This is a genomic window from Streptomyces sp. NPDC001507 (genome assembly GCF_042894765.1).
Lineage (GTDB): Bacteria > Actinomycetota > Actinomycetes > Streptomycetales > Streptomycetaceae > Streptomyces.
In genome coordinates this window covers 713,966-737,188 of record NZ_JBIAVV010000001.1, presented here as the reverse complement: position 1 = coordinate 737,188, position 23,223 = coordinate 713,966, and the positions used below count along the sequence as shown (strand labels likewise).

Annotated in this window: 21 protein-coding genes; 17 read left to right on the top strand and 4 right to left on the bottom strand. The window is 72.2% G+C overall.

Features of this window, described 5'->3' with window-relative positions:
* Positions 1 to 49: 49 nt before the first annotated feature.
* The 5 genes from ACFY0K_RS03400 to ACFY0K_RS03380 are packed head-to-tail and all read left to right on the top strand — an operon-like array spanning position 50 to position 5,070.
* The gene (locus ACFY0K_RS03400; protein WP_390638364.1) at positions 50 to 1,138 is read left to right on the top strand and encodes a mandelate racemase/muconate lactonizing enzyme family protein; all 1,089 of its coding nucleotides are present in this window, start codon (positions 50 to 52) and stop codon (positions 1,136 to 1,138) included.
* Positions 1,135 to 2,199: an ABC transporter permease gene (locus ACFY0K_RS03395; protein ID WP_390638363.1), complete on the top strand. Its 1,065-nt coding sequence runs from the start codon at positions 1,135 to 1,137 to the stop codon at positions 2,197 to 2,199. Before ACFY0K_RS03400 ends, ACFY0K_RS03395 begins: the two co-directional genes overlap by 4 nt.
* Positions 2,200 to 2,204: 5 nt before the next feature.
* Positions 2,205 to 3,230, top strand: coding sequence for an ABC transporter permease (locus ACFY0K_RS03390; RefSeq protein ID WP_390638362.1), 1,026 nt, complete (start codon positions 2,205 to 2,207; stop codon positions 3,228 to 3,230).
* Entirely contained in the window at positions 3,227 to 4,750 is a 1,524-nt protein-coding gene (locus tag ACFY0K_RS03385; protein WP_390638361.1) for a sugar ABC transporter ATP-binding protein, read from the top strand. Before ACFY0K_RS03390 ends, ACFY0K_RS03385 begins: the two co-directional genes overlap by 4 nt.
* Positions 4,747 to 5,070: an L-rhamnose mutarotase gene (locus ACFY0K_RS03380; protein WP_390638360.1), complete on the top strand. Its 324-nt coding sequence runs from the start codon at positions 4,747 to 4,749 to the stop codon at positions 5,068 to 5,070. Before ACFY0K_RS03385 ends, ACFY0K_RS03380 begins: the two co-directional genes overlap by 4 nt.
* Here the strand turns inward: ACFY0K_RS03380 and ACFY0K_RS03375 are convergent.
* On the bottom strand, positions 5,060 to 5,875 hold the full coding sequence (locus ACFY0K_RS03375) for a GntR family transcriptional regulator (RefSeq protein WP_390638359.1): 816 nt from the start codon (positions 5,873 to 5,875) through the stop codon (positions 5,060 to 5,062). The two genes, ACFY0K_RS03380 and ACFY0K_RS03375, sit on opposite strands and share 11 nt — an antisense overlap.
* 198 nt (positions 5,876 to 6,073) lie before the next feature.
* On the opposite strand from ACFY0K_RS03375, the gene ACFY0K_RS03370 reads away from it, so the two are divergent.
* The 5 genes from ACFY0K_RS03370 to ACFY0K_RS03350 all read left to right on the top strand — a co-directional run bounded on the left by ACFY0K_RS03370 (position 6,074) and on the right by ACFY0K_RS03350 (position 10,832).
* A complete protein-coding gene (locus tag ACFY0K_RS03370) occupies positions 6,074 to 6,817 on the top strand; it encodes a YqjF family protein (protein ID WP_390638358.1) in 744 nt (247 codons plus the stop codon).
* A gap of 117 nt (positions 6,818 to 6,934) precedes the next feature.
* Positions 6,935 to 8,149, top strand: coding sequence for a carbohydrate-binding protein (locus tag ACFY0K_RS03365; protein WP_390638357.1), 1,215 nt, complete (start codon positions 6,935 to 6,937; stop codon positions 8,147 to 8,149).
* Between the two features lie 129 nt (positions 8,150 to 8,278).
* On the top strand, positions 8,279 to 9,055 hold the full coding sequence (locus tag ACFY0K_RS03360) for a polysaccharide lyase family 7 protein (RefSeq protein WP_390638356.1): 777 nt from the start codon (positions 8,279 to 8,281) through the stop codon (positions 9,053 to 9,055).
* Between the two features lie 195 nt (positions 9,056 to 9,250).
* The gene (locus ACFY0K_RS03355; RefSeq protein ID WP_390638355.1) at positions 9,251 to 9,703 is read left to right on the top strand and encodes a hypothetical protein; all 453 of its coding nucleotides are present in this window, start codon (positions 9,251 to 9,253) and stop codon (positions 9,701 to 9,703) included.
* A gap of 154 nt (positions 9,704 to 9,857) precedes the next feature.
* On the top strand, positions 9,858 to 10,832 hold the full coding sequence (locus ACFY0K_RS03350) for an SMP-30/gluconolactonase/LRE family protein (protein ID WP_390638354.1): 975 nt from the start codon (positions 9,858 to 9,860) through the stop codon (positions 10,830 to 10,832).
* Between the two features lie 47 nt (positions 10,833 to 10,879).
* Here ACFY0K_RS03350 and ACFY0K_RS03345 read toward each other — a convergent pair whose 3' ends face one another.
* Together ACFY0K_RS03345 and ACFY0K_RS03340 are read right to left on the bottom strand one after the other, a co-directional pair.
* The gene (locus ACFY0K_RS03345; protein WP_390638353.1) at positions 10,880 to 14,254 is read right to left on the bottom strand and encodes a pyruvate carboxylase; all 3,375 of its coding nucleotides are present in this window, start codon (positions 14,252 to 14,254) and stop codon (positions 10,880 to 10,882) included.
* A gap of 140 nt (positions 14,255 to 14,394) precedes the next feature.
* The gene (locus ACFY0K_RS03340; RefSeq protein WP_390638352.1) at positions 14,395 to 15,255 is read right to left on the bottom strand and encodes a hypothetical protein; all 861 of its coding nucleotides are present in this window, start codon (positions 15,253 to 15,255) and stop codon (positions 14,395 to 14,397) included.
* Positions 15,256 to 15,476: 221 nt separating this feature from the next.
* Between ACFY0K_RS03340 and bla the strand changes: the two genes are divergently transcribed.
* The 7 genes from bla to ACFY0K_RS03305 all read left to right on the top strand — a co-directional run bounded on the left by bla (position 15,477) and on the right by ACFY0K_RS03305 (position 21,968).
* Positions 15,477 to 16,352, top strand: a complete 876-nt coding sequence (gene bla, locus ACFY0K_RS03335) for a class A beta-lactamase (RefSeq protein WP_390638351.1) — start codon at positions 15,477 to 15,479, stop codon at positions 16,350 to 16,352.
* 178 nt (positions 16,353 to 16,530) lie between these two features.
* A complete protein-coding gene (locus ACFY0K_RS03330) occupies positions 16,531 to 18,111 on the top strand; it encodes an ATP-binding protein (RefSeq protein WP_390638350.1) in 1,581 nt (526 codons plus the stop codon).
* A complete protein-coding gene (locus tag ACFY0K_RS03325; protein WP_390638349.1) occupies positions 18,108 to 18,515 on the top strand; it encodes a roadblock/LC7 domain-containing protein in 408 nt (135 codons plus the stop codon). The genes ACFY0K_RS03330 and ACFY0K_RS03325 overlap by 4 nt, the downstream gene beginning before the upstream one ends.
* On the top strand, positions 18,512 to 18,859 hold the full coding sequence (locus ACFY0K_RS03320) for a DUF742 domain-containing protein (RefSeq protein ID WP_351960566.1): 348 nt from the start codon (positions 18,512 to 18,514) through the stop codon (positions 18,857 to 18,859). The genes ACFY0K_RS03325 and ACFY0K_RS03320 overlap by 4 nt, the downstream gene beginning before the upstream one ends.
* Entirely contained in the window at positions 18,840 to 19,466 is a 627-nt protein-coding gene (locus tag ACFY0K_RS03315) for an ATP/GTP-binding protein (RefSeq protein WP_390638348.1), read from the top strand. The genes ACFY0K_RS03320 and ACFY0K_RS03315 overlap by 20 nt, the downstream gene beginning before the upstream one ends.
* Complete coding sequence (locus tag ACFY0K_RS03310) at positions 19,463 to 20,671, top strand: cytochrome P450 (RefSeq protein ID WP_390638347.1); 1,209 nt, start codon at positions 19,463 to 19,465, stop codon at positions 20,669 to 20,671. Before ACFY0K_RS03315 ends, ACFY0K_RS03310 begins: the two co-directional genes overlap by 4 nt.
* Before the next feature lie 70 nt (positions 20,672 to 20,741).
* A complete protein-coding gene (locus ACFY0K_RS03305) occupies positions 20,742 to 21,968 on the top strand; it encodes a cytochrome P450 (protein ID WP_390638346.1) in 1,227 nt (408 codons plus the stop codon).
* On the opposite strand, the gene ACFY0K_RS03300 is transcribed toward ACFY0K_RS03305, so the two are convergent.
* Positions 21,965 to 23,128: an NAD-dependent formate dehydrogenase gene (locus tag ACFY0K_RS03300; RefSeq protein ID WP_388599158.1), complete on the bottom strand. Its 1,164-nt coding sequence runs from the start codon at positions 23,126 to 23,128 to the stop codon at positions 21,965 to 21,967. The genes ACFY0K_RS03305 and ACFY0K_RS03300 overlap by 4 nt on opposite strands.
* Positions 23,129 to 23,223: the final 95 nt, after the last annotated feature.

The following is a 23,223-nucleotide window of genomic DNA, read 5'->3' as shown; positions in this document are numbered from 1 at the left end:
CCTGCGTCCCGAAGAAGAGCCCTGAGAGCCCGAAAGAGAACGGACATCGATGAGCATCATCACGACCGCGACCGCCCGGCTGGTCGACATCGCCGTCGAGACCGACCGCACCGACGCGGTGCAGTCCTTCGTCAAACAGGAGACGATCCTGGTCGACCTGACGACGGCGGACGGTCTCGCGGGCACCGGCTACGCGTACACGATCGGCACCGGCGGGACCTCCGTCCTGGCCCTGCTGCGGGACCATCTGCTGCCCGCCCTCGTCGGGCAGGACGCCCGCAACGTCGAGGCGCTGTGGCAGCGGCTGTTCGCCCTGACCCGGGCCACCACCACCGGCGCCATCACCTCACTCGCCCTCGCCGCCGTCGACACGGCCCTGTGGGACGCGCGCTGCAAGCGGGCCGGGGAACCGCTGTGGCGGCTGGCCGGCGGACACCGCCGGGAGGTGCCGGTCTACGACACCGAGGGCGGCTGGCTCCACCTGAGCACCGAGGACCTGGTCAAGGGCGCCCTGCGGGCCCAGGAGGCGGGCTGGGCCGGCGTCAAGATCAAGGTGGGCAAGCCGCATCCCGCCGAGGACGCCGAGCGGCTGCGCGCCGTACGCGAGGCGGTCGGGCCCACGCTGCACGTCATGACCGACGCCAACCAGTCCCAGACGGCCTCCTCGGTGCTCCGGCTCGCGGCCGCGCTGGAGCCGTACGACCCGTACTGGCTGGAGGAGCCGCTGCCCGCGGACGACATCAGCGGCCACGCCAGGCTCGCGCGGGCGACCCGGATCCCGGTGGCGGTCGGCGAGTCGATGTACTCGCTCATGCAGTTCCGCAGCTACCTGGAGACCGGTGCCGCATCCGTCGTCCAGGTCGACGCGGCCCGGATCGGGGGTATCACCCCGTGGCTGAAGGTCGCGCACCTCGCCGAGAGCCACAACGTGGCGGTGTGCCCGCACTTCCTGATGGAGCTGCACGTCAGCCTCGCCGCCGCGGTGCCCAACGGCAGCTTCGTCGAGTACATCCCGCAGCTGCGGGCCGTCACCCGGACCGAACTGGCCATCCGCGACGGCCTGGCCGTGGCCCCGGACGAGCCGGGCATCGGCATCGACTGGGACCCGGACGCGCTCGACGACCGGAGGGTGGCATGACGACCTCCGTCAGTCCCCCGGACACCGTCCCCGAGGAGAGGACCACCGGCCACCGGATGCCGTTCTGGGTGAACCAGCGGCTCGGTCTGCTGGTCCTGGTGATCGCACTGAGCGTCCTGTTCGGCGCGCTGCGGCCCGCCTTCCTCGACCAGCGTCTGGTGCTCTTCCCGCTGCTGCGGGACGTGGCCACGCTGACCGTGGTGGCGCTCGCCCAGCTGGTCGCCCTGTCCGTGGGCCACATGAACCTCGCGATCGGCCGGATGGCGGCCTTCGGCGCCATGTTCGCGGGCCTCGGCTACGACAAGCTCCATCTGCCCATGCAGCTGGGCCTGTTGCCGTGCCTGGCCGCGGGCGCGGCGATCGGCGCGGTCACCGGCTGGCTGATCGCCCGTACCGGGGTGAGCTCCTTCGTCGTCACACTGGCGATGGACTTCGCCCTGCTGGGCCTGGTCTCCCTCATGTACTCGGCCCTCACCGAGGACGCCGCCTTCACCAGCCGCCCGGCCGGCATCGACGCCCTGCGGTCCTATTCGCTGGCCGACATCTGCGTGGGCCCGGTCTGCGGCTCGCCGGCCGTCCCGCAGCTGGCCCAGTTCACCGTGCTCGCCATGCTCGGTCTCGGCTTCCTGTACGGCTGCACCCGGATCGGCAGGGAGCTGCTCCTCACGGGGGCGAACCCGGCCGCCGCCGAGTTGTCCGGCATCCCCACCGGACGCCGGATCGTGCTCGCGCACACCCTGTCCGGGCTGCTCGCGGCGCTCGCCGGGTTCATGGCCGCGGCCGGCACGGGCACGTTCCGCGCCTCCATCGGCGACGACTTCATGCTGCCGTCCTTCCTCGGCGCGGTGCTCGGCGGCACCCTGCTCACCGGCGGGGTGGTGTCCGTGCTCGGCACGCTCCTCGGCACCGCCCTGGTGGGCGTGATCCGCAAGGGGCTCGACCTGCTCGGCGTCGGCCTGGAAAGCCTGAACATCTACCTCGGCTGCATCCTGCTGCTCGCCCTGTCGGCCGACCGGATCCGCACCGTGGTGTCCTATCGCAAGGTGGTGCGCTCCACATGAGCCGCATGAACACGATCCGAGACCGGCGGAGCCGGACCGCCGCGGCGCTGCACCGGTTCTCGCGTACGACGACGGCCATGCTGCTGCTGGTCGTCATGGCGGGGGCGGTGGCGCTGGAGGTGGCGTCGTCGGGCTCCTTCCTCGAGGGGCCCTCGGTGCGGGTCTTCCTCCAGTACCTGGCCACGCCCATCCTCATCGGCCTCGCCCAGATGGTCGCGCTCTGCGTGGGCCAGCTCAATCTCGCCGTCGGCGCCCTGGGCGGTTTCACCGCCTGCCTGACGGGCGTCCTGATGGCCGACCACGGGGTGCCCGCCCCGGTGGCCGTGCTCGTGGGACTGCTGACGGCGACCGCCGTCGGCCTGGTGACCGGTGTCGTCATCGTGGCCACGCAGATCAACGGCTTCATCGTCACCCTCGCCACGATGACGATCCTCCTGGGCGCGCAGTACCGGCTGGTCGGCACCCGGACCGTCGACGGCTACTCGTCCACGCTGCGCGACCTCGGCACGGCGGCACCGCTGGACGTCCCGCTCGTCTTCGTCACGGCGATCGCGGCGGCCGTCCTGCTGGGCGCGTTCATGTACCGCACGGTCGCGGGCAGGCGGCTGCTCGCCGCCGGCGGCAACCCGCTGGCCGCGCGGTTGTCGGGCATCTCCACCGACCGGCAGATCGTGGCCGCGCACACCCTGTCCGGGCTGCTGGTCGGGGTGGCCGCGGTGACGGCGGCCGCCTCGCTGCCCGGCGTGAACCGCAGCGTCGGCGGCGACTGGCTGCTGCCGAGCTTCGCGGCGCCGATCATCGGCGGGGTCGCGCTCACCGGGGGCTGCATCGCGGTGTTCGGGACCGTGCTCGCGGCCTTCGTGACCCGGCTCATCGACGCGGCCCGCGCCCAGTTCTCACTCGACCCGAGCTGGGTGAACCTGCTGATCGGCCTGGTCGTCCTCGGCACGGTCGCCGGCGGGCACCTGCACCAGACGCGGCTGGCGAAGGCCGCCACGACGCCGTCACCACAGCCGGGAGGCGCCCGATGAGCACGGTCCTCCTCGAATGCCGCGACCTGGTGAAGGCCTTCCCCGGGGTCCGCGCCCTGGACGGCGTGGGGCTGCGGCTGACCGCCGGCAGTGTGCACGCGCTCCTCGGCGAGAACGGCGCCGGCAAGTCCACCCTGATCAAGGTCCTGACCGGGGTGCACTCCCCCGACGGCGGCACCCTCACCTGGTGCGGTGAACCGGTCCGGCTGCGCTCGCCCCTCGAGGCGGCCCGGACCGGCATCGGCGTCGTCCACCAGGAACGCAACCTCATCCCGGGCTTCTCGGTGGCCGAGAACATCACCCTGCAGAAGCCGCCCGCGCGCCGGGGACTGGTCGACTACGCGGCCATGACCGAACCCGCCGTCGCCTGCCTCACGGAGCTGGGCGTCGACCTCGACCCGGCCCGGCCGGTGCGCGAACTGTCCGTCGCACAGCAGCAGTTGGTGGAGATCGCCAAGGCCCTGTACACCGAGAGCCGGGTACTGCTCCTGGACGAGCCCACCGCGTCGCTCTCCCCCGAGGAGACGGACCGGCTGTTCGAGGCGGTCCGGCGGCTCGCCGGGCGCGGCGCCTGTGTCGTCTTCGTCAGCCACAAGCTGGAGGAGGTCTTCGCCCTCTGCGACACCGTCACCGTGCTGCGGGACGGAAAGTCGGTGCTGGAGTCCGCGCCGCTGGCCGACCACTCGCACGACGACGTCGTGAGCCTGATGGTGGGCCGTGCCCATACGGCCGCCGAGCCGCGGACGCGCACGGTCGACCGGTCCGCGGCGCCGGTCCTGGAGCTGGACGGGGTCGCCACGTCCTGCGGGCACCGGGACATCAGTCTGGCGGTGCGCCCCGGCGAGATCGTCGGCCTGTACGGGCTGGTCGGCGCCGGGCGCAGCGAACTGGTCAAGGCGGTGCTCGGCCTGGACCGCATCACCGCGGGCGAGGTCCGGGTGCACGGCAGGCCGGCCAGGATCGGCTCGCCCCGCCAGGCCCTGCACGAGTTCGGCATCGGGTACGTGACCGAGAACCGCAAGGAGGAGGGCGTCTTCCTGGACCAGCCGATCGTCCGCAACATCACGGTGACGGTGTGGAAGCGGCTGGCCAGGGCGCTCGGGTTCGTCCCGGCGGGCGAGGAGCGCGCCGTCGCCCGGGACCTCGTCGACCGGCTGGGCATCCGGATCACCGGGCTCGCGCAGAACGCCGGTGAACTCTCCGGCGGCAACCAGCAGAAGGTCAGCCTCGCCAAGTGGCTGGCCGCCGACACCCGGCTGCTGGTCGTGGACGAGCCGACGGTGGGCGTCGACGTCCGTACCAAGCGCGCCTTCCACGAACTCATCCGGGACCTGGCCGACGGCGGGCTGCCCATCCTGCTGATCAGCAGCGACCTCGCGGAGATGGTCACCCTCGCCGACCGGGTCGTCGTCATGACCGACCACCGAGTCCGCGGCGAGGTCGGCAACGACCGGGACTACGACCGGATGAGCGGCCGGATCATCCGCCTGATCCACGACCGCGACGCGGTGCGCTCATGAGGCGGGTGGCCCTGGTCATCGCCGTACGCCCGGAAAAGCTCGACGAGTACCGGGAGTTGCACCGTGCGGTGCCGGAGCCGGTCCTGGAGCGGCTCCGGCGCTGCCACATCGCCAACTACTCGATCCATCTGCTCGGCGACCGGCTGTTCGCCTACTTCGAGTATCACGGCGAGGACCTGACGGCCGATTTCGCGCTGATGGCCGCGGACGAGGCGACCCAGGAGTGGTGGCGGCGCACCGCGCCCTGTCAGGCGCCGGTTCCGCAGGCGGCCCCGGGCGAGTGGTGGGCCACCGCGGAACAGGTGTTCCTCATGGAGTAGCCGGCCCGGCAACGCCGCCGCGGCCGTCGTCTTCGCCGTCGCCGTCCTCGCCGTCGCCGTCCTCGCCGTCGTGCTCTTCGCCGCCGTCCTCTTCGCCGCCGTCCGGGAGCTGGCGTTCCATGCTGCGGGTGAGGTGCTCGGTCATCGCCTCGGCCGCCCGCTCGGGGTTGCGGCGGAGCACGGCCCGGACGATCCGCTCGTGCTCGGCGACGGTCGGGCCGCCGGCGCCGACGACGTCGCCGAGCCGGAAGATGTGCAGGTGGGCGTGGAGGCGTCGCACGGCGTCCGCGAGGAGCGGCCGGTGCGCGGCCTGTCCGATCGCCTCGTGGAAGCGCTGGTCGAGGGCGGCGAAGTCGCGGTAGGACGCGTACCGTCCGTTGGGGCTGGGCTGGTCCTGCATCTCCTCCACGATCCGTTCCAGACCGTCGAGTTGCTCCTCGGTGGCGTGGGCCGCGGCCAGGGCGGCGGCCCGCGGTTCCAGCAGCAGCCGCATCTCGAAGAGTTCCGCGAGGCCCTGACGGGTCAGCAGCTCGGTGGCCCGGTACCCGGACAGGGCGCGCTTGACCACGAGGCCGTCGGACTCCAGCCGGGCCAGTGCCTCCCGGACCGGGGTGGGCGAGACGCCGAGGGTGCGGGAGAGCGCGTCGATGCCGACGCGGGCGCCGGGGGCGATCTCGTGGTCCATGACCATCGCCTTGATGCTCTCGTACACGCTGTCCGACAGCGCCTGCCGGACGGGGGGCGGCTCGCCGGGTCCGTCGCCGTCGCCCGGGACCCCGGCCGCGGAAGAGCTGTGCGGCGGCATCCCGGCTCCTCCTTCTCAAGGCCTGCGTGCTTCTCAAGGCCTGCGTGTCGCCCACAGTTTACCCGTGTTACCGGGCCGGGCGGCGCGGAAGTCCTGATCAGCGGGCCGTCGCCGCCGAAGCGCACCGGCGGGACCGGTTCCGCACCGCTCTCGCGGAACATTCCCGTCAGCTCGCACTGGTGTGCTATGACCGGTGTCATGGAGACCGTGGCGGCCGAGCCCGTAACCCCGTCCACCCCACGCCCCGTCCGGGTGCCGACGATGGTGCAAGGGTGGCACCGGCTGACCTTCCTGCACTGGCCGGTGGCGCCGGAGAGGGTGGCGGGGCTGCTGCCCGCCGGCACCCGGCCGGACACCCTGGACGGGGTCACCTACGTCGGGCTCGTGCCGTTCCTGATGCGGGGCACGGGCTTCGGGCCGGGGCCGGGACTGCCGTATCTGGGCACCTTCTGCGAGACGAACGTACGGCTGTACTCGGTGGACGGGCAGGGCCGGCGCGCGGTGGTGTTCAGGTCGCTGGACGCGACCCGGCTGCTCCCGGTGCTGGTGGGCCGGCTGGGGTTCCGGCTGCCGTACGTCTGGTCCGCGATGCGGCTGCGCCGCGAGGGTGATGTGATCACCTACACCTGCCGCCGGCGGCGCCCGGCGGCCGAGAGCCGGGCGGTCGTGCGGATCGGGGCGCCGGTCGGCGAGCCGTCGCCGCTTGAGCACTTCCTGACCGCGCGCTGGGGGCTGCACGTGACCTGGCACGGCCGTACCGCGCACCTGCCGAACGAGCACGCGCCCTGGCCGCTGCACCGGGCGGAACTCCTGGATCTGGACGATGAGTTGATGGAGGCCGCGGGCCTGCCCGCGATGGCCGGTCCGCCGGTCAGCGTGCTCTGGTCGCCCGGCGTGAAGGTGCGGTTCGGGACGCTGGAACTGCTCCGCCCCGCCGGGTAAAGAAATCGTATGGTCTAGTCCAAAGTGAGCTTTGGTCCAGTCCAATTCATTGACGTGACCGCGACACCTCCGGAAGCTGGGACCCACCCCACCTCCCCCCGCCCCCTGGAGGCACCAGTGAGACCCCTTCGCGCATGTCTGGGCGCGGCGGCCGCCGTCACCCTCGCCGCCGCCGGCACCACCGCGCTCGTCGCGAGCAACGCCTCGGGCGCGACCAGCGCACTGAGCAACCGGTGGTACGCGGCCGCCCCCTACCTGATGCCGCTGGACAACAACCCGCCGGACGCGGCCGCCATCATGGACGCCACCGGCCTCAAGGCCTTCCAGCTGGCGTTCGTCCTCGCCCCCAACGGCGGCGGCTGCTCGCCCACCTGGGGCGGCACCGCGGCGGTCTCCTCGGACACCGCCGTCCAGTCGGTGATCAACACGATCCGCACCAAGGGCGGCGACGTCTCCGTCTCCATCGGCGGCTACGGCGGCACCAAGCTGGGGCAGGCCTGCGCGGACGCGGCCTCCACCGCGGCGGCCTACCAGCAGGTCATCACCAAGTACGGGCTGCACGCGATCGACTTCGACCTGGAGGAGCCGGAGTACGAGAACACCGCGGCGATCAAGAACGAGATCGGCGCCGCGAAGATCCTCCAGCAGAACAACCCCGGCCTGTACGTGTCGGTGACGACGGCCGGCACGGCGGACGGCACCGGCTGGTTCGGCAAGCAGATGCTGCTGGAGGCGAAGTCGCAGGGGTTCACGCCCAACAACTTCTCCATCATGCCGTTCGACGGCGGCTTCAGCGGGGCGGCCTCGCAGACCAGCGCGCTCACCAACTTCAACTCGATCCTGCAGTCCACCTTCGGCTGGGACCAGGCGACCGCCTACGCCCACGAGGGCTTCTCCGGGATGAACGGCCGCAGCGACACCGGCGAGTACTTCACCCAGGCCGACTTCCAGAGCGTGCTCGACTACGCGACGAGCCACAACATGGACCGGTTCACGTTCTGGTCCCTGAACCGCGACCGCCAGTGCAGCCCGGTCGACAACAACGGGACCACGTCCGGGACCTGCTCCAGCGTGGCGCAGGGCGCCTGGGACTTCGCCAAGTACTCGGTGAAGTTCGCCGGGGTCACCCCGCCGACCACCACGCCCACCCCGACCCCGACCCCGACACCCACGCCCACCTCGTGCAAGACCGCCTGGAGCGCGACGGCGGTGTACACGGCCGGGAACGAGGTCTCGTACAACAGCCACAACTGGAAGGCCAAGTGGTGGACCCAGAACGAGGTGCCCGGCGCCTCGGAGTGGGGCCCCTGGCAGGACGAGGGCGCCTGCTGAACCCCTTGACGGGACTGGTCCGGACCTTTAGCTTCACGGGTCATCGGCGGTTACGGATGCGTCCGGAGTTCACAGGTATGAACTCCAAGTGGGTTCCGGACGCAGCCCTCTGACGAAAGGACCCCCCACGTGAACCGATCCCGGCTGCTCGCGGCGCCCACCGCCGCGGGCCTCGCCCTCGCCCTCACCGTCCTGTTCGGCGGCAGCGCGGACGCGGCGAACCCGAACGTCGCACCCGGCGGCAACTTCGACCTGTCCATATGGCAGCTCCAGGAGCCGGTCGGCTCCCCCGGCTCGCCGACCACCATCCCCTCGTCCCGCCTGCAGGGCGCGAACGGCTACCAGGACGCCTACTTCTACACCGACACCCGCGACGGGGCGATGACCTTCTGGGCGCCCGAGAAGGGCGTCACCACCCCGAACTCCAACTACGCCCGCTCCGAACTGCGCGAGATGAACCGGGACGGCAGCGCCGCCAACTGGTCGCTGAGCGGCAGCCACAAGATGAGCGCGACGCTGCGGGTGGTCTCGGTGACCAAGAACGTCTGCGTGGGCCAGATCCACCTCGGCACCGGCGGCTCCTCCACCAAACCGCTCCTTGAGCTGTACTACCACTCCAACGGCGACATCGTCCTCGGCACCGAGAACTCCCCGGACGGCGGCCAGACCACGCACAGCGTGGGCCACGTGTCGATCGGCAAGACCTGGACGTACACCATCGCGGTCTCCGGCGGGAACACCATCGACCTGACGGTCAACGGCACCACGACCCACTACGCCATCCCGTCCTCCTTCAACCAGTACAAGCAGTACTTCAAGGCGGGCTCGTACAACCAGTCGTCCTCCGACAGCACGACCAACGGCGCCCGGGTCGCGTTCTACGGTCTGACCGTCCAACACGGCTGAGTCCGCCCGGTCCTCCCGCCACGGCGGACGACCCCGCATCGCGGCCGGCGCCCGGCATCCCGGCACCGGCCGCCAAGGAGGCTCCACCGGCGGGCACGACATGAACGGACTGCCGAATACTCCGCAAGTGGTACATCTCGCATCACGGTCGTAGCGTCGAAGAGGACCTGTACGACCGAACGGGCGGGAGCAACCATGCGACCAGTGGTGGGAACGGCGATCGGACTCGGGGCGGCCCTGCTGCTCACGGCGGGCATGACGACGGCCTCCGCGACGCCGCCGACACCGCCCCCGGCGCGGGCCTCGGCCCAGCACCCGGTGCTCGTCGACTGCCTCTGGCACCAGCGGTACCGGCCGAGCGACTTCATCCTGGCCTGCGGCGACGGCAACAGCCTCCTCACCGGCATGCACTGGACCCAGTGGAACGACACCACGGCGGTCGCCGAGGGCGTGAACATGGTGAACGACTGCAAGCCGTACTGCGCGGCCGGGAAGTTCCGCAGTTACCCGGTGACCGTACGGCTCGACCGCCCGACGGCCTGGACGAAGCACCCGAACGTACAGCACTTCACACGGCTGAACCTGACCTACTCCGGTGCGAAGCCGGAAGGATACGCGCAGGTCATGAAGTACGCCATGTGGAACTGAACGAGGCCGTCACCCGGCTGCGCGGCATGCGGGGCCACGCCGTGCGCCGGGCGGGCGACGTAGCGGCCACGGCTGCCGCGGCCCGGGGACGGGGAGGCGTCATGTTGGTGTGACCGGTACGCCGGAGCCTTGCGCTCCCGTCGAAAGAGGTCACATGCCCCGATTCCCCCGCCGGGCCGTCGTCGCCCCGGCCGTGGTCGCCATCGGCCTGCTCGCGGCGGTTCCGGCCGCGAGCGACGAGCCGGTCCTCTCCCGCCCGCACACCGTCGCCCATTTCGACCTGGCCCAGGGGCAGACGCCCGAGAGCGTCGTCGCCGAGCAGGGCGGCTCGGTCGACATGTCCTTCGCGTTCGCCCGGCAGGTCGTCAAGGTCACCCGGGAGCGCCGGGTCCGTGTCCTCGCCACCCTGCCCGACGAGAGCCATCCCCGGACGCCCCTGGTGAGCAGCCCGGTCACGCACGGCCTGGCCCGCGCCCACGACGGCACGCTGTACGTCAACTACGCCACCGGCACGAGCAGGACCGGCGTCTGGCGGATCCCGGCGGGCGGCGGCTCGCCCGAGCAGATCGCCCAGCTGCCCGCGGACGGCCTGCCCAACGGTCTGGCGCTCGACGAGCGGCACGGCGTGCTCTACGCCGCCGACTCGGCCCTGGGCACGGTCTGGCGCATCCCGCAGTCGGGCGGCACGCCCACCGCCTGGGCCACCGGCGCCGAACTCTCCGGACTCCCCTCGGCCACCGGCTTCGGCGCCAACGGGGTCAAGGTGCACAAGGACGCGGTGTGGGTCACCAACACCGACCGGGGAACGCTGCTGCGCATCCCGGTCGGCGCGGACGGCTCGGCCGGGCCCACCGAGACGAGGGCGACCGGCCTCACCGGGGTCGACGACTTCGTCTTCCCCGGGCACTCGGACCTCGTGCTCGCGGCGCTGAGCCCGTCCAACGAGGTCGCGCTGGTCGCGCCGGACGGCAGCCACGCCGGCGTCCTGACCGTGCAGGAGGGGCTGTCCAACCCGACCTCGCTGGCGGTCCGCGGCCGGGACGTGTTCGTGGCGAGCTCCGCCTACTTCACCCAGCGCGACCCCAACCTGCTCAAGGCCCTGCTGGGCGCGCACTTCTCCCGCTCGTAGCCGTGGAGGGCCGGGCGGACCCGGCCCTCCCCCGCGCGGGTCCGGCCTCAGGCGATCTCGACCAGCAGGTCGCCGCCCTCCACCTGCTGGATGCGGTTGATGGCGAGCCGCGAGACCCGGCCGGCCTTCGGGGCGGTGATGGTGGCCTCCATCTTCATTGCCTCGATGGTGGCCACGGTGGCGCCGGCCTCGACCTCCGCGCCCTCCTCCACCGCGAGGGTGACGACACCGGCGAACGGGGCCGCGACATGGCCGGGGTTGGAGCGGTCGGCCTTCTCGGTGACCGGGACGTCGGAGGCCGCCGCCCGGTCGCGGATCTGGATCGGCCGCAGCTGCCCGTTGAGGCTCGACATCACCGTGCGCATGCCGCGCTCGTCCGCCTCGCCGACCGCCTGGAGCTCGATGAGCAGCCGGACGCCGGGCTCCAGGTCGACCGCGTACTCCTTGCCCGGGCGCAGGCCGTAGAAGAAGTCCTTGCTGTCGAGGACGCTGGTGTCGCCGTAGGTCTGGCGGTGGGTCTCGAACTCGCGGGTGGGGGCCGGGAACAGCAGCCGGTTGAGGGTCGTGCGGGGTTCCTTGGCGAGGCCCTCGCGGTCCTCGGCGGTCAGCTCGGGCGCCGGCTTCGCGGCGGCGCGGCCCTGGAGGGCCTTGGTGCGGAACGGCTCGGGCCAGCCGCCGGGCGGGGTGCCCAGCTCGCCGCGGAGGAAGCCGATGACCGAGTCGGGGATGTCGAACTTGTCGGGGGTGGCCTCGAAGTCCTCGGGCTGTACCCCGGCGCCGACCAGGTGCAGGGCGAGGTCGCCGACCACCTTGGAGGACGGGGTGACCTTGACCAGCCGGCCGAGGATGCGGTCGGCCGCCTCGTACATGGCCTCGATGTCCTCGAAGCGGTCGCCGAGGCCGAGCGCGACGGCCTGGGTGCGCAGGTTGGAGAGCTGGCCGCCGGGGATCTCGTGGTGGTAGACGCGGCCGGTCGGCGAGGCGAGGCCGGCCTCGAAGGGGGCGTAGACCTTGCGGACGCTCTCCCAGTACGGCTCCAGGTCCTCGACCGCCCGCAGGTCGAGCCCGGTGGGACGCTCCGAGTAGTCGGTCGCGGCCACGATCGCCGAGAGGGACGGCTGCGAGGTCGTACCGGCCATGGAGGCCACCGCGCCGTCCACCGCGTCCGCGCCCGCCTGGATGGCGGCCAGGTAGGTGGCCAGCTGGCCGCCCGCGGTGTCGTGGGTGTGCAGGTGGACCGGGAGGTCGAACTCGCTGCGCAGCGCCGAGACCAGCTTGGCCGCGGCCGGGGCGCGCAGCAGGCCGGCCATGTCCTTGACGGCGAGGACGTGCGCGCCGGCCTCGACGATCTGCTCGGCGAGGCGCAGGTAGTAGTCGAGGGTGTAGAGGCGCTCGTCCGGGTCGGACAGGTCGGCGGTGTAGCAGAGGGCGACCTCGGCGACCGCGGTGCCCGTCTCACGTACGGCCTGGATGGCGGGGCGCATCTGGTTGACGTCGTTGAGGGCGTCGAAGATGCGGAAGATGTCGATGCCGGTGGCGGCGGCCTCCTGCACGAAGGCGTCGGTCACCTCGGTCGGGTACGGGGTGTAGCCGACGGTGTTGCGGCCGCGCAGCAGCATCTGCAGGCAGATGTTGGGGACGGCCTCGCGCAGGGCCGCGAGGCGCTCCCAGGGGTCCTCGGCGAGGAAGCGGAGCGCGACGTCGTAGGTGGCGCCGCCCCAGCTCTCCAGGGAGAGGAGTTCGGGCAGGGTCCGGGCGACGACCGGGGCGACGGCGAGCAGGTCCTTGGTGCGCACGCGGGTGGCGAGCAGGGACTGGTGGGCGTCGCGGAAGGTGGTGTCGGTGATGCCGATGGTGGGCGACTCGCGCAGCCAGCGGGCGAAGCCCTCCGGGCCGGCCTCGACCAGGCGCTGCCGCGACCCGGCGGGCGGCTCGCCGGCGGGCAGCGGGGGCAGCTTGGTGGTCGACTCGATCAGGTGGGGGCGCTCGCCGTGCGGCTTGTTGACGGTGACGTCGGCCAGGTAGGTGAGCAGCTTGGTGCCGCGGTCGGCGGAGGACCGGGCGGTGAGCAGGTGCGGGCGCTGCTCGATGAACGAGGTGGTGATCCGGCCCGCCTGGAAGTCCGGGTCGTCCAGGACGGCCTGGAGGAACGGGATGTTGGTGGCGACACCGCGGATGCGGAACTCGGCGACGGCACGCCGGGCGCGGCCGATGGCGGCCTTGAAGTCCCGGCCCCGGCAGGTGAGCTTGACCAGCATGGAGTCGAAGTGGGCGCTGATCTCCGTACCGGCGTGGGTGGTGCCGCCGTCGAGCCGGATGCCGGAGCCGCCCGGGGAGCGGTAGGCGCTGATGCGGCCGGTGTCGGGGCGGAAGCCGTTGGCGGGGTCCTCGGTGGTGATGCGGCACTGGAGGGCGGCGCCGTGCAGCTTCACCGTCTCCTGGGAGAGGCCGAGGTCGGCCAGGGTCTCGCCGGACGCGATGCGCATCTGGGCCTGGACCAGGTCGACGTCGGTGACCTCCTCGGTGACCGTGTGCTCGACCTGGATGCGGGGGTTCATCTCGATGAAGACGTGGTTGCCGTCGCGGTCGAGGAGGAACTCGACGGTGCCGGCGTTGCGGTAGCCGATCTCGCGGGCGAAGCGGACGGCGTCGGCGCAGATGCGGTCGCGCAGCTCGGGGTCGAGGTTGGGCGCGGGAGCCAGCTCGATGACCTTCTGGTGGCGGCGCTGGAGCGAGCAGTCGCGCTCGAAGAGGTGGATGACGTTGCCCTCGCCGTCGGCGAGGATCTGCACCTCGATGTGGCGGGGGTCGACGACGGCCTTCTCCAGGAAGACGGTCGGGTCGCCGAACGCGGATGCCGCCTCCCGGGAGGCCTGTTCGATGGACTCGCGCAGCGCGGCCGGGTCCTCGACCCGGCGCATACCACGGCCACCGCCGCCGGCGACGGCCTTGACGAAGACCGGGAAGCCGATCTCGTCGGCCGCGCGGACCAGCTCGTCGATGTCGTTGGAGGGCTGGGAGGAGCCGAGCACCGGTACGCCGGCCGCGCGGGCGGCGGCGACCGCGCGGGCCTTGTTGCCCGTCAGTTCCAGCGTCTGGGCGCTGGGCCCGACGAAGGTGATGCCCGCCTCCTCGCAGGCGCGGGCGAGTTCGGGGTTCTCGGAGAGGAACCCGTAGCCGGGGTAGACGGCGTCGGCCCCGGCCCGCCGGGCGGCGGCCACGATCTCCTCGACGGAGAGGTAGGCCCGTACCGGATGTCCGGGTTCCCCGATCTCGTAGGCCTCGTCGGCCTTCAGCCGGTGCAGCGAGTTGCGGTCCTCGTAGGGGAAGACGGCGACCGTGCGCGCACCCAACTCGTAGCCCGCGCGGAACGCGCGGATGGCGATCTCTCCACGGTTGGCGACCAGCACCTTGCGGAACATCCCTGGATCCCTTCAGCCTGCCGGCGACGAACACCATGGTGTCAGCCGCGCCCTGCCGTAGCCCGCGCAACATTAGGGGTTGGCCGGACCGGCTGAAGTGCGAAAACCATCACATTGACGTTGTTGAGCAGTTCGGCGGGTCAGCCGCGTGACATATGGGGTTTCGGGGAAGTCGGCAGGGTTGGGGAGTTCGCGGGGCGGCGCGGGAAGGGTACGGAGTGGCGCGGTGGGCCCGGGCGGGGTACCGGCGGGTCGGACCGGGGCGGCTGGGGTGCGGCGTCGAGGCGGCCGGCGAGGCGGGCGAGGAGCGGCAGCCTGCGGCCGTGCAGCAGGCCGAGGACGATCGCGGCGGCCACGGCGATCAGGTGCTCGCGGCCGGCGAGGTTCGGTACGGCGACGGACTCCCACACCATCGAGCCGCCGGTGAGGGTGAAGACGACGGGGGCGCGCCGCACCACCGCCAAGTAGGTGAAGAGGCCCACCACGGCGGCGGACGGCCCCGTGTCGAGGATCCGGCCGGCCTCCGGGGGCAGGCCGAAACCGCACCAGCCGGGGCCGAGCGCGACCATCACCCGTGCGGTCATCGTGCCGGCCAACGTGGTGATGTAGGCGACGGCGAGGGTGCGGCCGCGGCCGAGGGTGAGTTCGGCGAGCGCGAAGGCGAGGAAGAGCTGGGTGATGCCCGCCCAGACGGGCAGGTCCAGCGCCGGGACGTAGAGCGACACCGGGGTGCGCAGCAGGGAGAGCCACAGGGGCAGGTCGGCCGTGACGCCGCCGAGGTGCCACACCAGCCGCCGGCCGAAGGGGTGCTGGGCGATGCCGTGGAAGAAGATGACGCCGAACCCGGCCACGAACGCCAGCACGAGCCCGGACAGCCCGCGCCGCACCAGCTGCCGGACCGGGTCCACCACGATGGCGTGCCATTCGCCGTACAGTGTGCGCCACACGAACCGGACCGCCCGCGCGGCCACCCGGCTCCAGTCGCCTGCCATGAAAGGCATCGCCCCCCTCGACACCGTCCCCGTCGTCGGCCTGCGCACTCCAGTAGGTTCTCCGCGCCCGGGCCGTTCCACGCGTCATCGTATAGACGTTTGGATCATTTGCGACGATGCGGGAGCTACGGTCGGCCGGATCCCGACGTCGGATTTATCACCCGTCAGCGGCTGAACCCGCACGGCCGCGATCGCGTCCCCCTGAGCGTCGTCCCGGTAAAGGAGCAGTAATGCCCAACCTGTCGCGTCGCACGGTGCTGGCCTCGGCTCTGGGGGCGGCGGTGACCGCCCGGCCCGCCCCGGGGACGACCTCGAGACTGCGTGCCCTGGAGCGCGAACACGGGGCCCGGCTGGGGGTGTTCGCCCGGGACACCGGTTCGGGGGCCCGGCTCGGGTTCCGGTCAGGCGAACTCTTCCCGATGTGCTCGGTGTTCAAGACGGTCGCGGTGGCCGCCGTCCTGCGCGACCTCGGCGAGGACGCGCTCGGCCGAGTCGTGCACTACGACGAGGGCGACGTCGAGCGGGCGGGCGGAGCTCCGGTCACCGGAAAACCGGAGAACCTGGCCGCGGGAATGACGGTCGCGGAGTTGTGCGGAGCCGCGATCGAGTACAGCGACAACACCGCGGCCAACCTGTTGCTGGAGCAACTGGGCGGGCCGGTGGCGGTGACGAGGCTGTGCCGTTCGCTCGGGGACGGGGTGACGCGCCTGGACCGGTGGGAGCCGGAGCTGAACTCGGCGGAGCCGGGGCGGGTCACCGACACCACCAGCCCCCTGGCCATCGCGACGACCTACGCGAAACTGACGGTCGGTCATGCCCTGGACGGCGCCGGCCGACGGCGGCTCACCGGGTGGCTGCGCGCCAACACCACCGGCGGGGAGCGGATCCGCGCCGGACTCCCCGGCGACTGGACGGTCGGCGACAAAACCGGAACGGGCGACTACGGCACTGCCAACGATGTCGCGATCGCCTGGCCCCCCGGCCGCGCGCCGCTCGTCGTCGCCGTGCTCTCCACCCATGCCGATGCCGCCGCCGAGGCCGACTCCCCGCTGGTCAGGGACGCCGCCGCGATCGTGGCGGACGCCTTCGGACACGGCGGCGCATAAGATCGTTCACAGCCGGAGCACAGCAAGTCTCCTTGCCGTAGCGCGATTTCCGCGATGAGACCGGAACCGTTCTGTTTCGATCACCAACTCTCGTATAGTGACGCGCAGTTCAGCACCGAGCGTCACAACTCCTTCACCGGACACCCGTCCCTACCGCTCCGAGGACCAGACCGGACCGATGACCGCGCCCACGCATCCCGGCGAACGACCTGCCCTCCGTACGCTCGTTCCGACCTTCGCGCTGACCGCGGTGGCGTCGGCCCTCACGGTCGTCGCCGCGGCGACCGCCGCGCCGGCCTCGGTCCGCACGCCCCTCGCCCTGGCTGCGAGCGCGGCCGCACTGCTGCTGTGCGCGGCGGTTACCTGGGCCGTGCACGCGGCGCGGACCGCCCGCGCCGCCCGGAGCAGGCTGGAGGCGGTGAGCCAGGACATCGGGCGGCTGCTCCAGCAGCAGGCCCGGGCCACCGAGGAGGCACGCCAGGAGCAGCAGCGGCTGATCGACGAACTGGCGGAGCAGCGCAGCGAGTTCGCCGAATCCTTCGAGCAGGAGCGGGCGCGGATCCAGCAGGACAGCGGCCAGGAACTCGACTGGTACCAGCAGGAGAACGCCCGGCTCACCGACGAACTGGAGCGCGCCACACGGGAACGGGCCGCGGCGATCGCCGCCGCCGGCAACGCGGCGGCGCGCATGCAGGCCCTGGCCACCGCCACCCTCGCCGATCTGCGGGCCATGGAGGACCGGCACTCCGACGAGGAGGTCCTCGCCGACCTGCTTCACCTCGACCACCGCACGGCCCAGGCGGGCCGGCTCGCCGACTCCATCGCCGTGCTCACCGGGGCGCGTTCCGGCCGCCGGTGGGCGCGTCCGATCAGCATGGAGTCGATCCTGCGGGGCGCGATGGGCCGCATCAGCGGCTACCGCCGGGTGCGGGTGCACTCGGTGAGCGAGACGGCCGTCGCCGGACACGCCGCCGAGGGTGTCATGCATGCGCTGGCCGAACTCCTCGACAACGCAGCCAACTTCTCGCCCCCCACGGCCGAGGTCCACGTGTACGTGGAGGAGGTGCCGGCCGGGGTCATCGTGTCCGTGGAGGACAGCGGGCTGGTGATGGGCGAGGTGCAGTTGCGCCGCGCCGAGCGCGCGGTCTCCGGTGACAGCACCGAGCTGGGCGGCCTGACCGGCACCCGGCTGGGGCTCGCGGTGGTGGGCCGGCTGGCCCGCAAGCACGGCCTGAAGGTGTCGTTCCGGCCGTCGGCACGCGGCGGCACCGGAGTGCTGATGCTGGTCCCGCAGGACCTGCTGACCCGCCCGGTCGCCGGCGAACCCGCCTCGGCACAGGAGACGGGGCCGGCCGCACCGGTACCGCTCGACCCGGCCCCCGTGCACGAGTCCGCCGCCGGGCCGAACGAGGACGGGGACGAGGGCGAGGAAGGGCCCACCGGGCTGCCCAGGCGGCGACGCGGCCGGACCCTCGCCGAGGCCGAGCGCCGGGCGGCGCCCCAGCCGGCGGAGCCGCGCCCCGTGCCCGCAGCCGCGGACGCCCAGGTCCGCGCCGCCCGCTTCACCAGCTTCCGGCAGGCCGTCCGCCCGGTACCGCACGACTCCCACTCCGCCGGGGCCCCCGCAGCGGCCGGCGAACCGGCGGCCCCGTACGCCCCCACCCCCGTGCACGACCCGGTCCCCGCGCCCCACCCGGAGTCCGGCCCAGAGCTCACGTCCCACCCACATGCGTACCCGGAAGGCGACCCCACTCCATGACCGGCAGGACCACCGCCGACTCCAAGCTCACCTGGCTCGTCGAGGGCCTCCTGGAGCGCACCCCCGGCGCGCGGCACGCCCTGGTGCTCTCCCGCGACGGGCTGAAGCTCTGCCGTACCCCGGAGCTCTCCGTCGACCAGGCCGACCAGCTCGCGGCGATCGCCGCCGGCATCCAGTCGCTGTCGCACGGGGCGTCCGTGGAGTTCGGCGACGGCAGCGGCGGCGTGCGGTCGGCGATGACCGAGTTCTACGGGGGCGTGCTGTTCATCGTCGAGGCCGGCGAGGGCGCCCACCTGGCCGTGGTGACCAGCGAGGACGCCGATCCCGGGCTGGTCGGGCACAACATGAGCGAACTGGTCGAGCAGCTCGGCGAGCACCTGACCGCGCAGCCCCGTACGTCATGAGCCGACCGGGCAGGGACGACGCGCCCGACCGCCTGTACACCATCACCGGCGGCCGCAGCGGCACCGGCCCCGACAGCCCCTTCGACCTGGTCACCCTGGTCGTCGCCGAGTCCGAGCCGGCGCCCGGCATGCAGTCGGAGCACGCGGCGATCCTGCGCCTGGCCGAGTTCCCGACCTCGGTGGTGGAGATCGCCGCGGAGCTGAGGCTGCCGGTGAGCATCACCAAGATCCTGCTGGGCGACCTGCAGGCGGCCGGCCGGGTCAGCGCCCGCCACCCGCACCGGCCGGCCATCACCGACCCCGACATCCTGGAGCAGGTGCTCGTTGGACTCCGCAACCTCTGACGCGCGCACCCCGTTGGGTGCCTCCGCCGACCACGGTTTCAAGATCGTGGTCGTGGGCGGCTTCGGCGTCGGCAAGACCACCCTGGTCCGTTCGGTCAGCGAGATACGCCCCCTCAGCACCGAGGAGACGATGACCCAGGCCGGCGAGGCGGTCGACGACATCCGCGAGGTGCGCGGCAAGTCCGCGACCACCGTCGCCTTCGACTTCGGCCGGATCACCCTGGACGCCCGCAACGTGCTGTACCTGTTCGGGGCGCCGGGCCAAGAGCGGTTCTGGTTCCTGTGGGACCGGCTGTTCTCCGGAACCCTCGGCGCGGTGGTGCTCGTCGACACCCGGCGGATCGGCGACTCCTGGTACGCCATCGACCGGCTGGAGAAGCACGGCACCCCGTTCATCGTGGCCTGCAACGACTTCGGCGGCCCCGTGCACACGCCCCGGGACGTCCGGCACGCCCTCGACCTGGACCCGCACGTCCCGCTGGTCGACTGCGACGCCCGCTCCCGGGAGTCCGGCAAGCAGGTGCTGATCACGCTCGTCCAGCACGTCAAGAACCGGTACGCCGGCCCGTCCGCACCGGCGGACCTGCCCCGACAGGAGTTCGTGTGACCCCCGAAGCCGTGCCGCTCGGCGGCCCCCGGTTCCAGACCGAACCGGCGCGTCTGTACCGCGAGATCCGGCGCGACCACGGCGCCGTCACCCCGGTCGTGCTGGACGGGGACGTGCCCGCCTGGCTGGTGGTCGGCTACCGCGAGCTGCACCAGGTGACCGGGGACCCGGTGCTGTTCAGCCGGGACTCGGACCTGTGGAACCAGTGGGACATGATCCCCGACGACTGGCCGCTGCTGCCGATGATCGGCCGCAAGCAGCCGTCGATCCTCTACACGGTCGGCGAGCGGCACCGCGAGCGGGCCGGGATGATCAGCGACGCGCTGGAGGCCGTCGACCCGTTCGAACTGCGCGGCCACGCCGAGCGGTTCGCGGACGAGCTGATCGACGGGCTGTGCACGAGCGGCGAGGCGGACCTGATCGCCCAGTACGCGATGCTGCTGCCGGTGCGGGTGCTCGCGCGGCTGTACGGCTTCCCCGACGAGGACGGGCCCGGCCTGGTCACCGCACTCAACGACATGATCGACGGGCGGGAGCGGGCGATCGCCGGGCAGCAGCATCTGGGCTCGTCCATGGCGCAGTTGCTGGCCGACCGGAAGGCGGCCCCCGCCGACGACGTGGTGTCGCGGATGCTCCAGGACGAGAGCGGCTTCACCGACGAAGAGATCATGCAGGACCTGATGGTCATGATGGCCGCCGGGCACCAGCCGACCGCCGACTGGATCGGCAACTCGCTGCGGCTGATGCTCACCGACGACCGGTTCGCCGCCTCGCTGTTCGGCGGCCGCAACAGTGTCGCCGAGGCGATGAACGAGGTGCTCTGGGAGGACACCCCCAGCCAGAACATCGCCGGCCGCTGGGCCTCCCGCGACACCCAGCTGGGCGGTCGCCGGATCCGCGCCGGCGACCTGCTGATCCTCGGCCTGCAGGGCGCCAACTCCGATCCGCAGGTGCGCACCGACGCCTCCGCGCTGACCGGCGGCAACTACGCGCACTTCTCCTTCGGGCACGGCGAGCACCGCTGCCCGTTCCCCGCCCAGGAGGTCGCCGAGGTGGTCGCGCGGACCGGCATCGAGGTCGTCCTCGACCGGCTCCCGGACATCGACCTCGCGGTGCCCGCCGACACCCTCACCCGCCGGCCCTCGCCCTGGCTGCGGGGGCTGACCGAACTGCCCGTCAGGTTCACGCCCGTACCCGCCCTGTAGTCACCACCGACAGTGCGGCGCAGCACCGATCGGCGCAGTACTCCGACCCTGCCCTGGGAGGCACGTCACGATGACGACCGGTACCGAACAAGCCCGGATCGCCCTCGACCCCTTCGTCACCGACCTCGAAGGCGAGAGCGCGCGGCTGCGCGCCGCCGGTCCCCTCGCCGCCGTGGAACTGCCCGGCGGGGTTCCCGTGTGGGCCGTCACGCACCACGCCGAGGCCAAGGCGCTGCTCACCGACCCGCGCCTGGTCAAGGACATCAACGTGTGGGGGGCCTGGCAGCGCGGGGAGATCGCGCCGGACTGGCCGCTGATCGGGCTCGCCAACCCCGGCCGTTCGATGCTGACCGTGGACGGCGCCGACCACCGCAGGATGCGCACGCTGGTCGCGCAGGCGCTCACCCCGCGCCGGGTGGAGCAGATGCGGGAGCGGATCCAGAAGCTCACCCAGGACCTGCTCGACGGCCTCCCGGCGGACCAGGAGACGGTCGACCTCAAGGCGGCCTTCGCCTACCCGCTGCCGATGTTCGTGGTCGCCGACCTGATGGGCATCGACGAGGCCGAACTGCCGCGCCTGAAGGTGCTGTTCGAGAAGTTCTTCTCCACCCAGACCCCGCCCGCGGAGGTCGTCGCGACCCTCACCGAGCTGGCGGGGATCATGGCGGCGACGGTCGCCGCCAAGCGGGCCGAGCCCGGCGACGACCTCACCAGCGCGCTGATCCTGGCCTCCGAGGACGGCGACCACCTCACCGACGAGGAGATCGTCTCCACCCTCCAGCTGATGGTGGCCGCCGGGCACGAGACGACGATCTCCCTGATCGTCAACGCGGTGGTCAACCTCTCCACCCACCCCGAGCAGCGCGCCATGGTGCTCTCCGGCGAGGTGGACTGGTCCGCGGTGGTCGAGGAGACCCTGCGCTGGTCCACTCCGACCTCGCACGTGCTGATCCGGTTCGCCGCCGAGGACGTGCCGGTCGGCGACAAGGTGCTCCCGGCGGGCGACGCGCTCATCGTGTCGTACGCCGCGATCGGCCGCGACGAGAACGCGCACGGGCCGAGCGCCGGGGAGTTCGACGTCACCCGGGAGTCGCCGAACCGGCACATCTCCTTCGGGCACGGACCGCACGTCTGCCCGGGTGCGGCGCTCTCCCGGCTGGAGGCGGGCGTGGCGCTGCCCGCGCTGTACGACCGCTTCCCCGGCCTGGACCTCGCGGTACCGGCGTCCGAACTGCGCAACAAGCCGGTCGTCACCCAGAACGACCTCTTCGAACTGCCGGTACGGCTGAACCCCTAGCGGGTGTGCACGGAGTACGACTTGGCTCCGGTGCCGGCCAGCCTGCCGCCGTCGACGATCAGGTACTCGTCGCGGATCGGCCGGCCGGCCAGCCAGGACTCCAGGATCTCCCGGGTACCGGCGGCGTAGCGGGCCTGCGCGGAGAGGCTGGATCCTGAGATGTGCGGGGTCATCCCCTGGTGCGGCATGGTGCGCCAGGGGTGGTCGGCGGGCGCGGGCTGCGGGTACCAGACGTCGCCCGCGTACCCGGCCAGCTGCCCGCTGCGCAGCGCCCGGTCGACGGCGTCCCGGTCGACGATCAGGGCCCGGGCGGTGTTGATGAGGTAGGCGCCGCGCTTCATCGTGCCGAGCAGCTCGTCGCCGAACAGGCCCTCCGTCTCCGGGTGCAGGGGCGCGTTGATCGTGACCACGTCGCAGTGCGGGGCCATGGCGGCCGCGCTCTCGTGAAAGGTCAGGTTCAGCTCGCGCTCGACGGCTTCGGGCAGCCGGGTGCGGTCGGTGTAGTGGAGTTTCACGTCGAAGGGCGCCAGGCGGCGCAGCACCGCGGTGCCGATCCGGCCCGCCGCGACGGTCCCGACGTGCATGCCCTCCAGGTCGTAGGACCGGCTCACACAGTCGGCGATGTTCCAGCCGCCGTCGAGCACCACCTGGTGCGAGGGCAGGTAGTTGCGGACCAGGCCGAGGATCATCATCACCACGTGCTCGGCGACGCTGATGCTGTTGCAGTACGTCACCTCGGCGACCGTCACCCCGTGCGCGATCGCGGCGTCCAGGTCGACGTGGTCGGAGCCGATGCCGGCGGTGACCGCCAGCTTGAGGTGGGGCGCGGCGGCGATCCGCTCGGCGGTCAGGTACGCCGGCCAGAACGGCTGCGAGATCACCACGTCCGCGTCGGCCAGCTCCCGGTCGAAGACCGAGCCCGCGCCGTCCTTGTCGGAGGTGACGACGAGGGTGTGGCCGGCCTTCTCCAGGAAGGAGCGCAGGCCGAGTTCGCCGGATACGCTGCCGAGGAGGTGGCCGGGGGTGAAGTCGATCGCCTCGGGGGTGGGGGTGGTCTGGCCGCCGGGGTAGTGGTCGATGACCGGGATGTCGTCGCGGGCGTAGCCGCTGGGGTATCCGTCGGTCGGGTCGTCGTACAGGACGCAGAGCACCTTTGCCATGATGGCGGCTCCTCAGCTCCGTCGCGGATGGTGCATTCCACGATCCTCGGGGGTAACTGCGCAGGTCAAAGCGAACGTCGCTATCCCGTGATAGG

What these genes read in the sequence shown, in the direction of transcription:
- ACFY0K_RS03350 (WP_390638354.1), top strand. Translation starts at nt 9,858, where the DNA reads ATGCCCCGATTCCCCCGCCGGGCCGTCGTCGCCCCGGCCGTGGTCGCC.
- ACFY0K_RS03355 (WP_390638355.1), top strand. Translation starts at nt 9,251, where the DNA reads ATGCGACCAGTGGTGGGAACGGCGATCGGACTCGGGGCGGCCCTGCTG.
- ACFY0K_RS03325 (WP_390638349.1), top strand. Translation starts at nt 18,108, where the DNA reads ATGACCGGCAGGACCACCGCCGACTCCAAGCTCACCTGGCTCGTCGAG.
- ACFY0K_RS03305 (WP_390638346.1), top strand. Translation starts at nt 20,742, where the DNA reads ATGACGACCGGTACCGAACAAGCCCGGATCGCCCTCGACCCCTTCGTC.
- ACFY0K_RS03390 (WP_390638362.1), top strand. Translation starts at nt 2,205, where the DNA reads ATGAACACGATCCGAGACCGGCGGAGCCGGACCGCCGCGGCGCTGCAC.
- ACFY0K_RS03300 (WP_388599158.1), bottom strand. Translation starts at nt 23,128, where the DNA reads ATGGCAAAGGTGCTCTGCGTCCTGTACGACGACCCGACCGACGGATAC.
- ACFY0K_RS03340 (WP_390638352.1), bottom strand. Translation starts at nt 15,255, where the DNA reads ATGCCTTTCATGGCAGGCGACTGGAGCCGGGTGGCCGCGCGGGCGGTC.
- ACFY0K_RS03345 (WP_390638353.1), bottom strand. Translation starts at nt 14,254, where the DNA reads ATGTTCCGCAAGGTGCTGGTCGCCAACCGTGGAGAGATCGCCATCCGC.
- ACFY0K_RS03400 (WP_390638364.1), top strand. Translation starts at nt 50, where the DNA reads ATGAGCATCATCACGACCGCGACCGCCCGGCTGGTCGACATCGCCGTC.
- ACFY0K_RS03385 (WP_390638361.1), top strand. Translation starts at nt 3,227, where the DNA reads ATGAGCACGGTCCTCCTCGAATGCCGCGACCTGGTGAAGGCCTTCCCC.
- ACFY0K_RS03370 (WP_390638358.1), top strand. Translation starts at nt 6,074, where the DNA reads ATGGAGACCGTGGCGGCCGAGCCCGTAACCCCGTCCACCCCACGCCCC.
- bla (WP_390638351.1), top strand. Translation starts at nt 15,477, where the DNA reads ATGCCCAACCTGTCGCGTCGCACGGTGCTGGCCTCGGCTCTGGGGGCG.
- ACFY0K_RS03395 (WP_390638363.1), top strand. Translation starts at nt 1,135, where the DNA reads ATGACGACCTCCGTCAGTCCCCCGGACACCGTCCCCGAGGAGAGGACC.
- ACFY0K_RS03330 (WP_390638350.1), top strand. Translation starts at nt 16,531, where the DNA reads ATGACCGCGCCCACGCATCCCGGCGAACGACCTGCCCTCCGTACGCTC.
- ACFY0K_RS03380 (WP_390638360.1), top strand. Translation starts at nt 4,747, where the DNA reads ATGAGGCGGGTGGCCCTGGTCATCGCCGTACGCCCGGAAAAGCTCGAC.
- ACFY0K_RS03320 (WP_351960566.1), top strand. Translation starts at nt 18,512, where the DNA reads ATGAGCCGACCGGGCAGGGACGACGCGCCCGACCGCCTGTACACCATC.
- ACFY0K_RS03375 (WP_390638359.1), bottom strand. Translation starts at nt 5,875, where the DNA reads ATGCCGCCGCACAGCTCTTCCGCGGCCGGGGTCCCGGGCGACGGCGAC.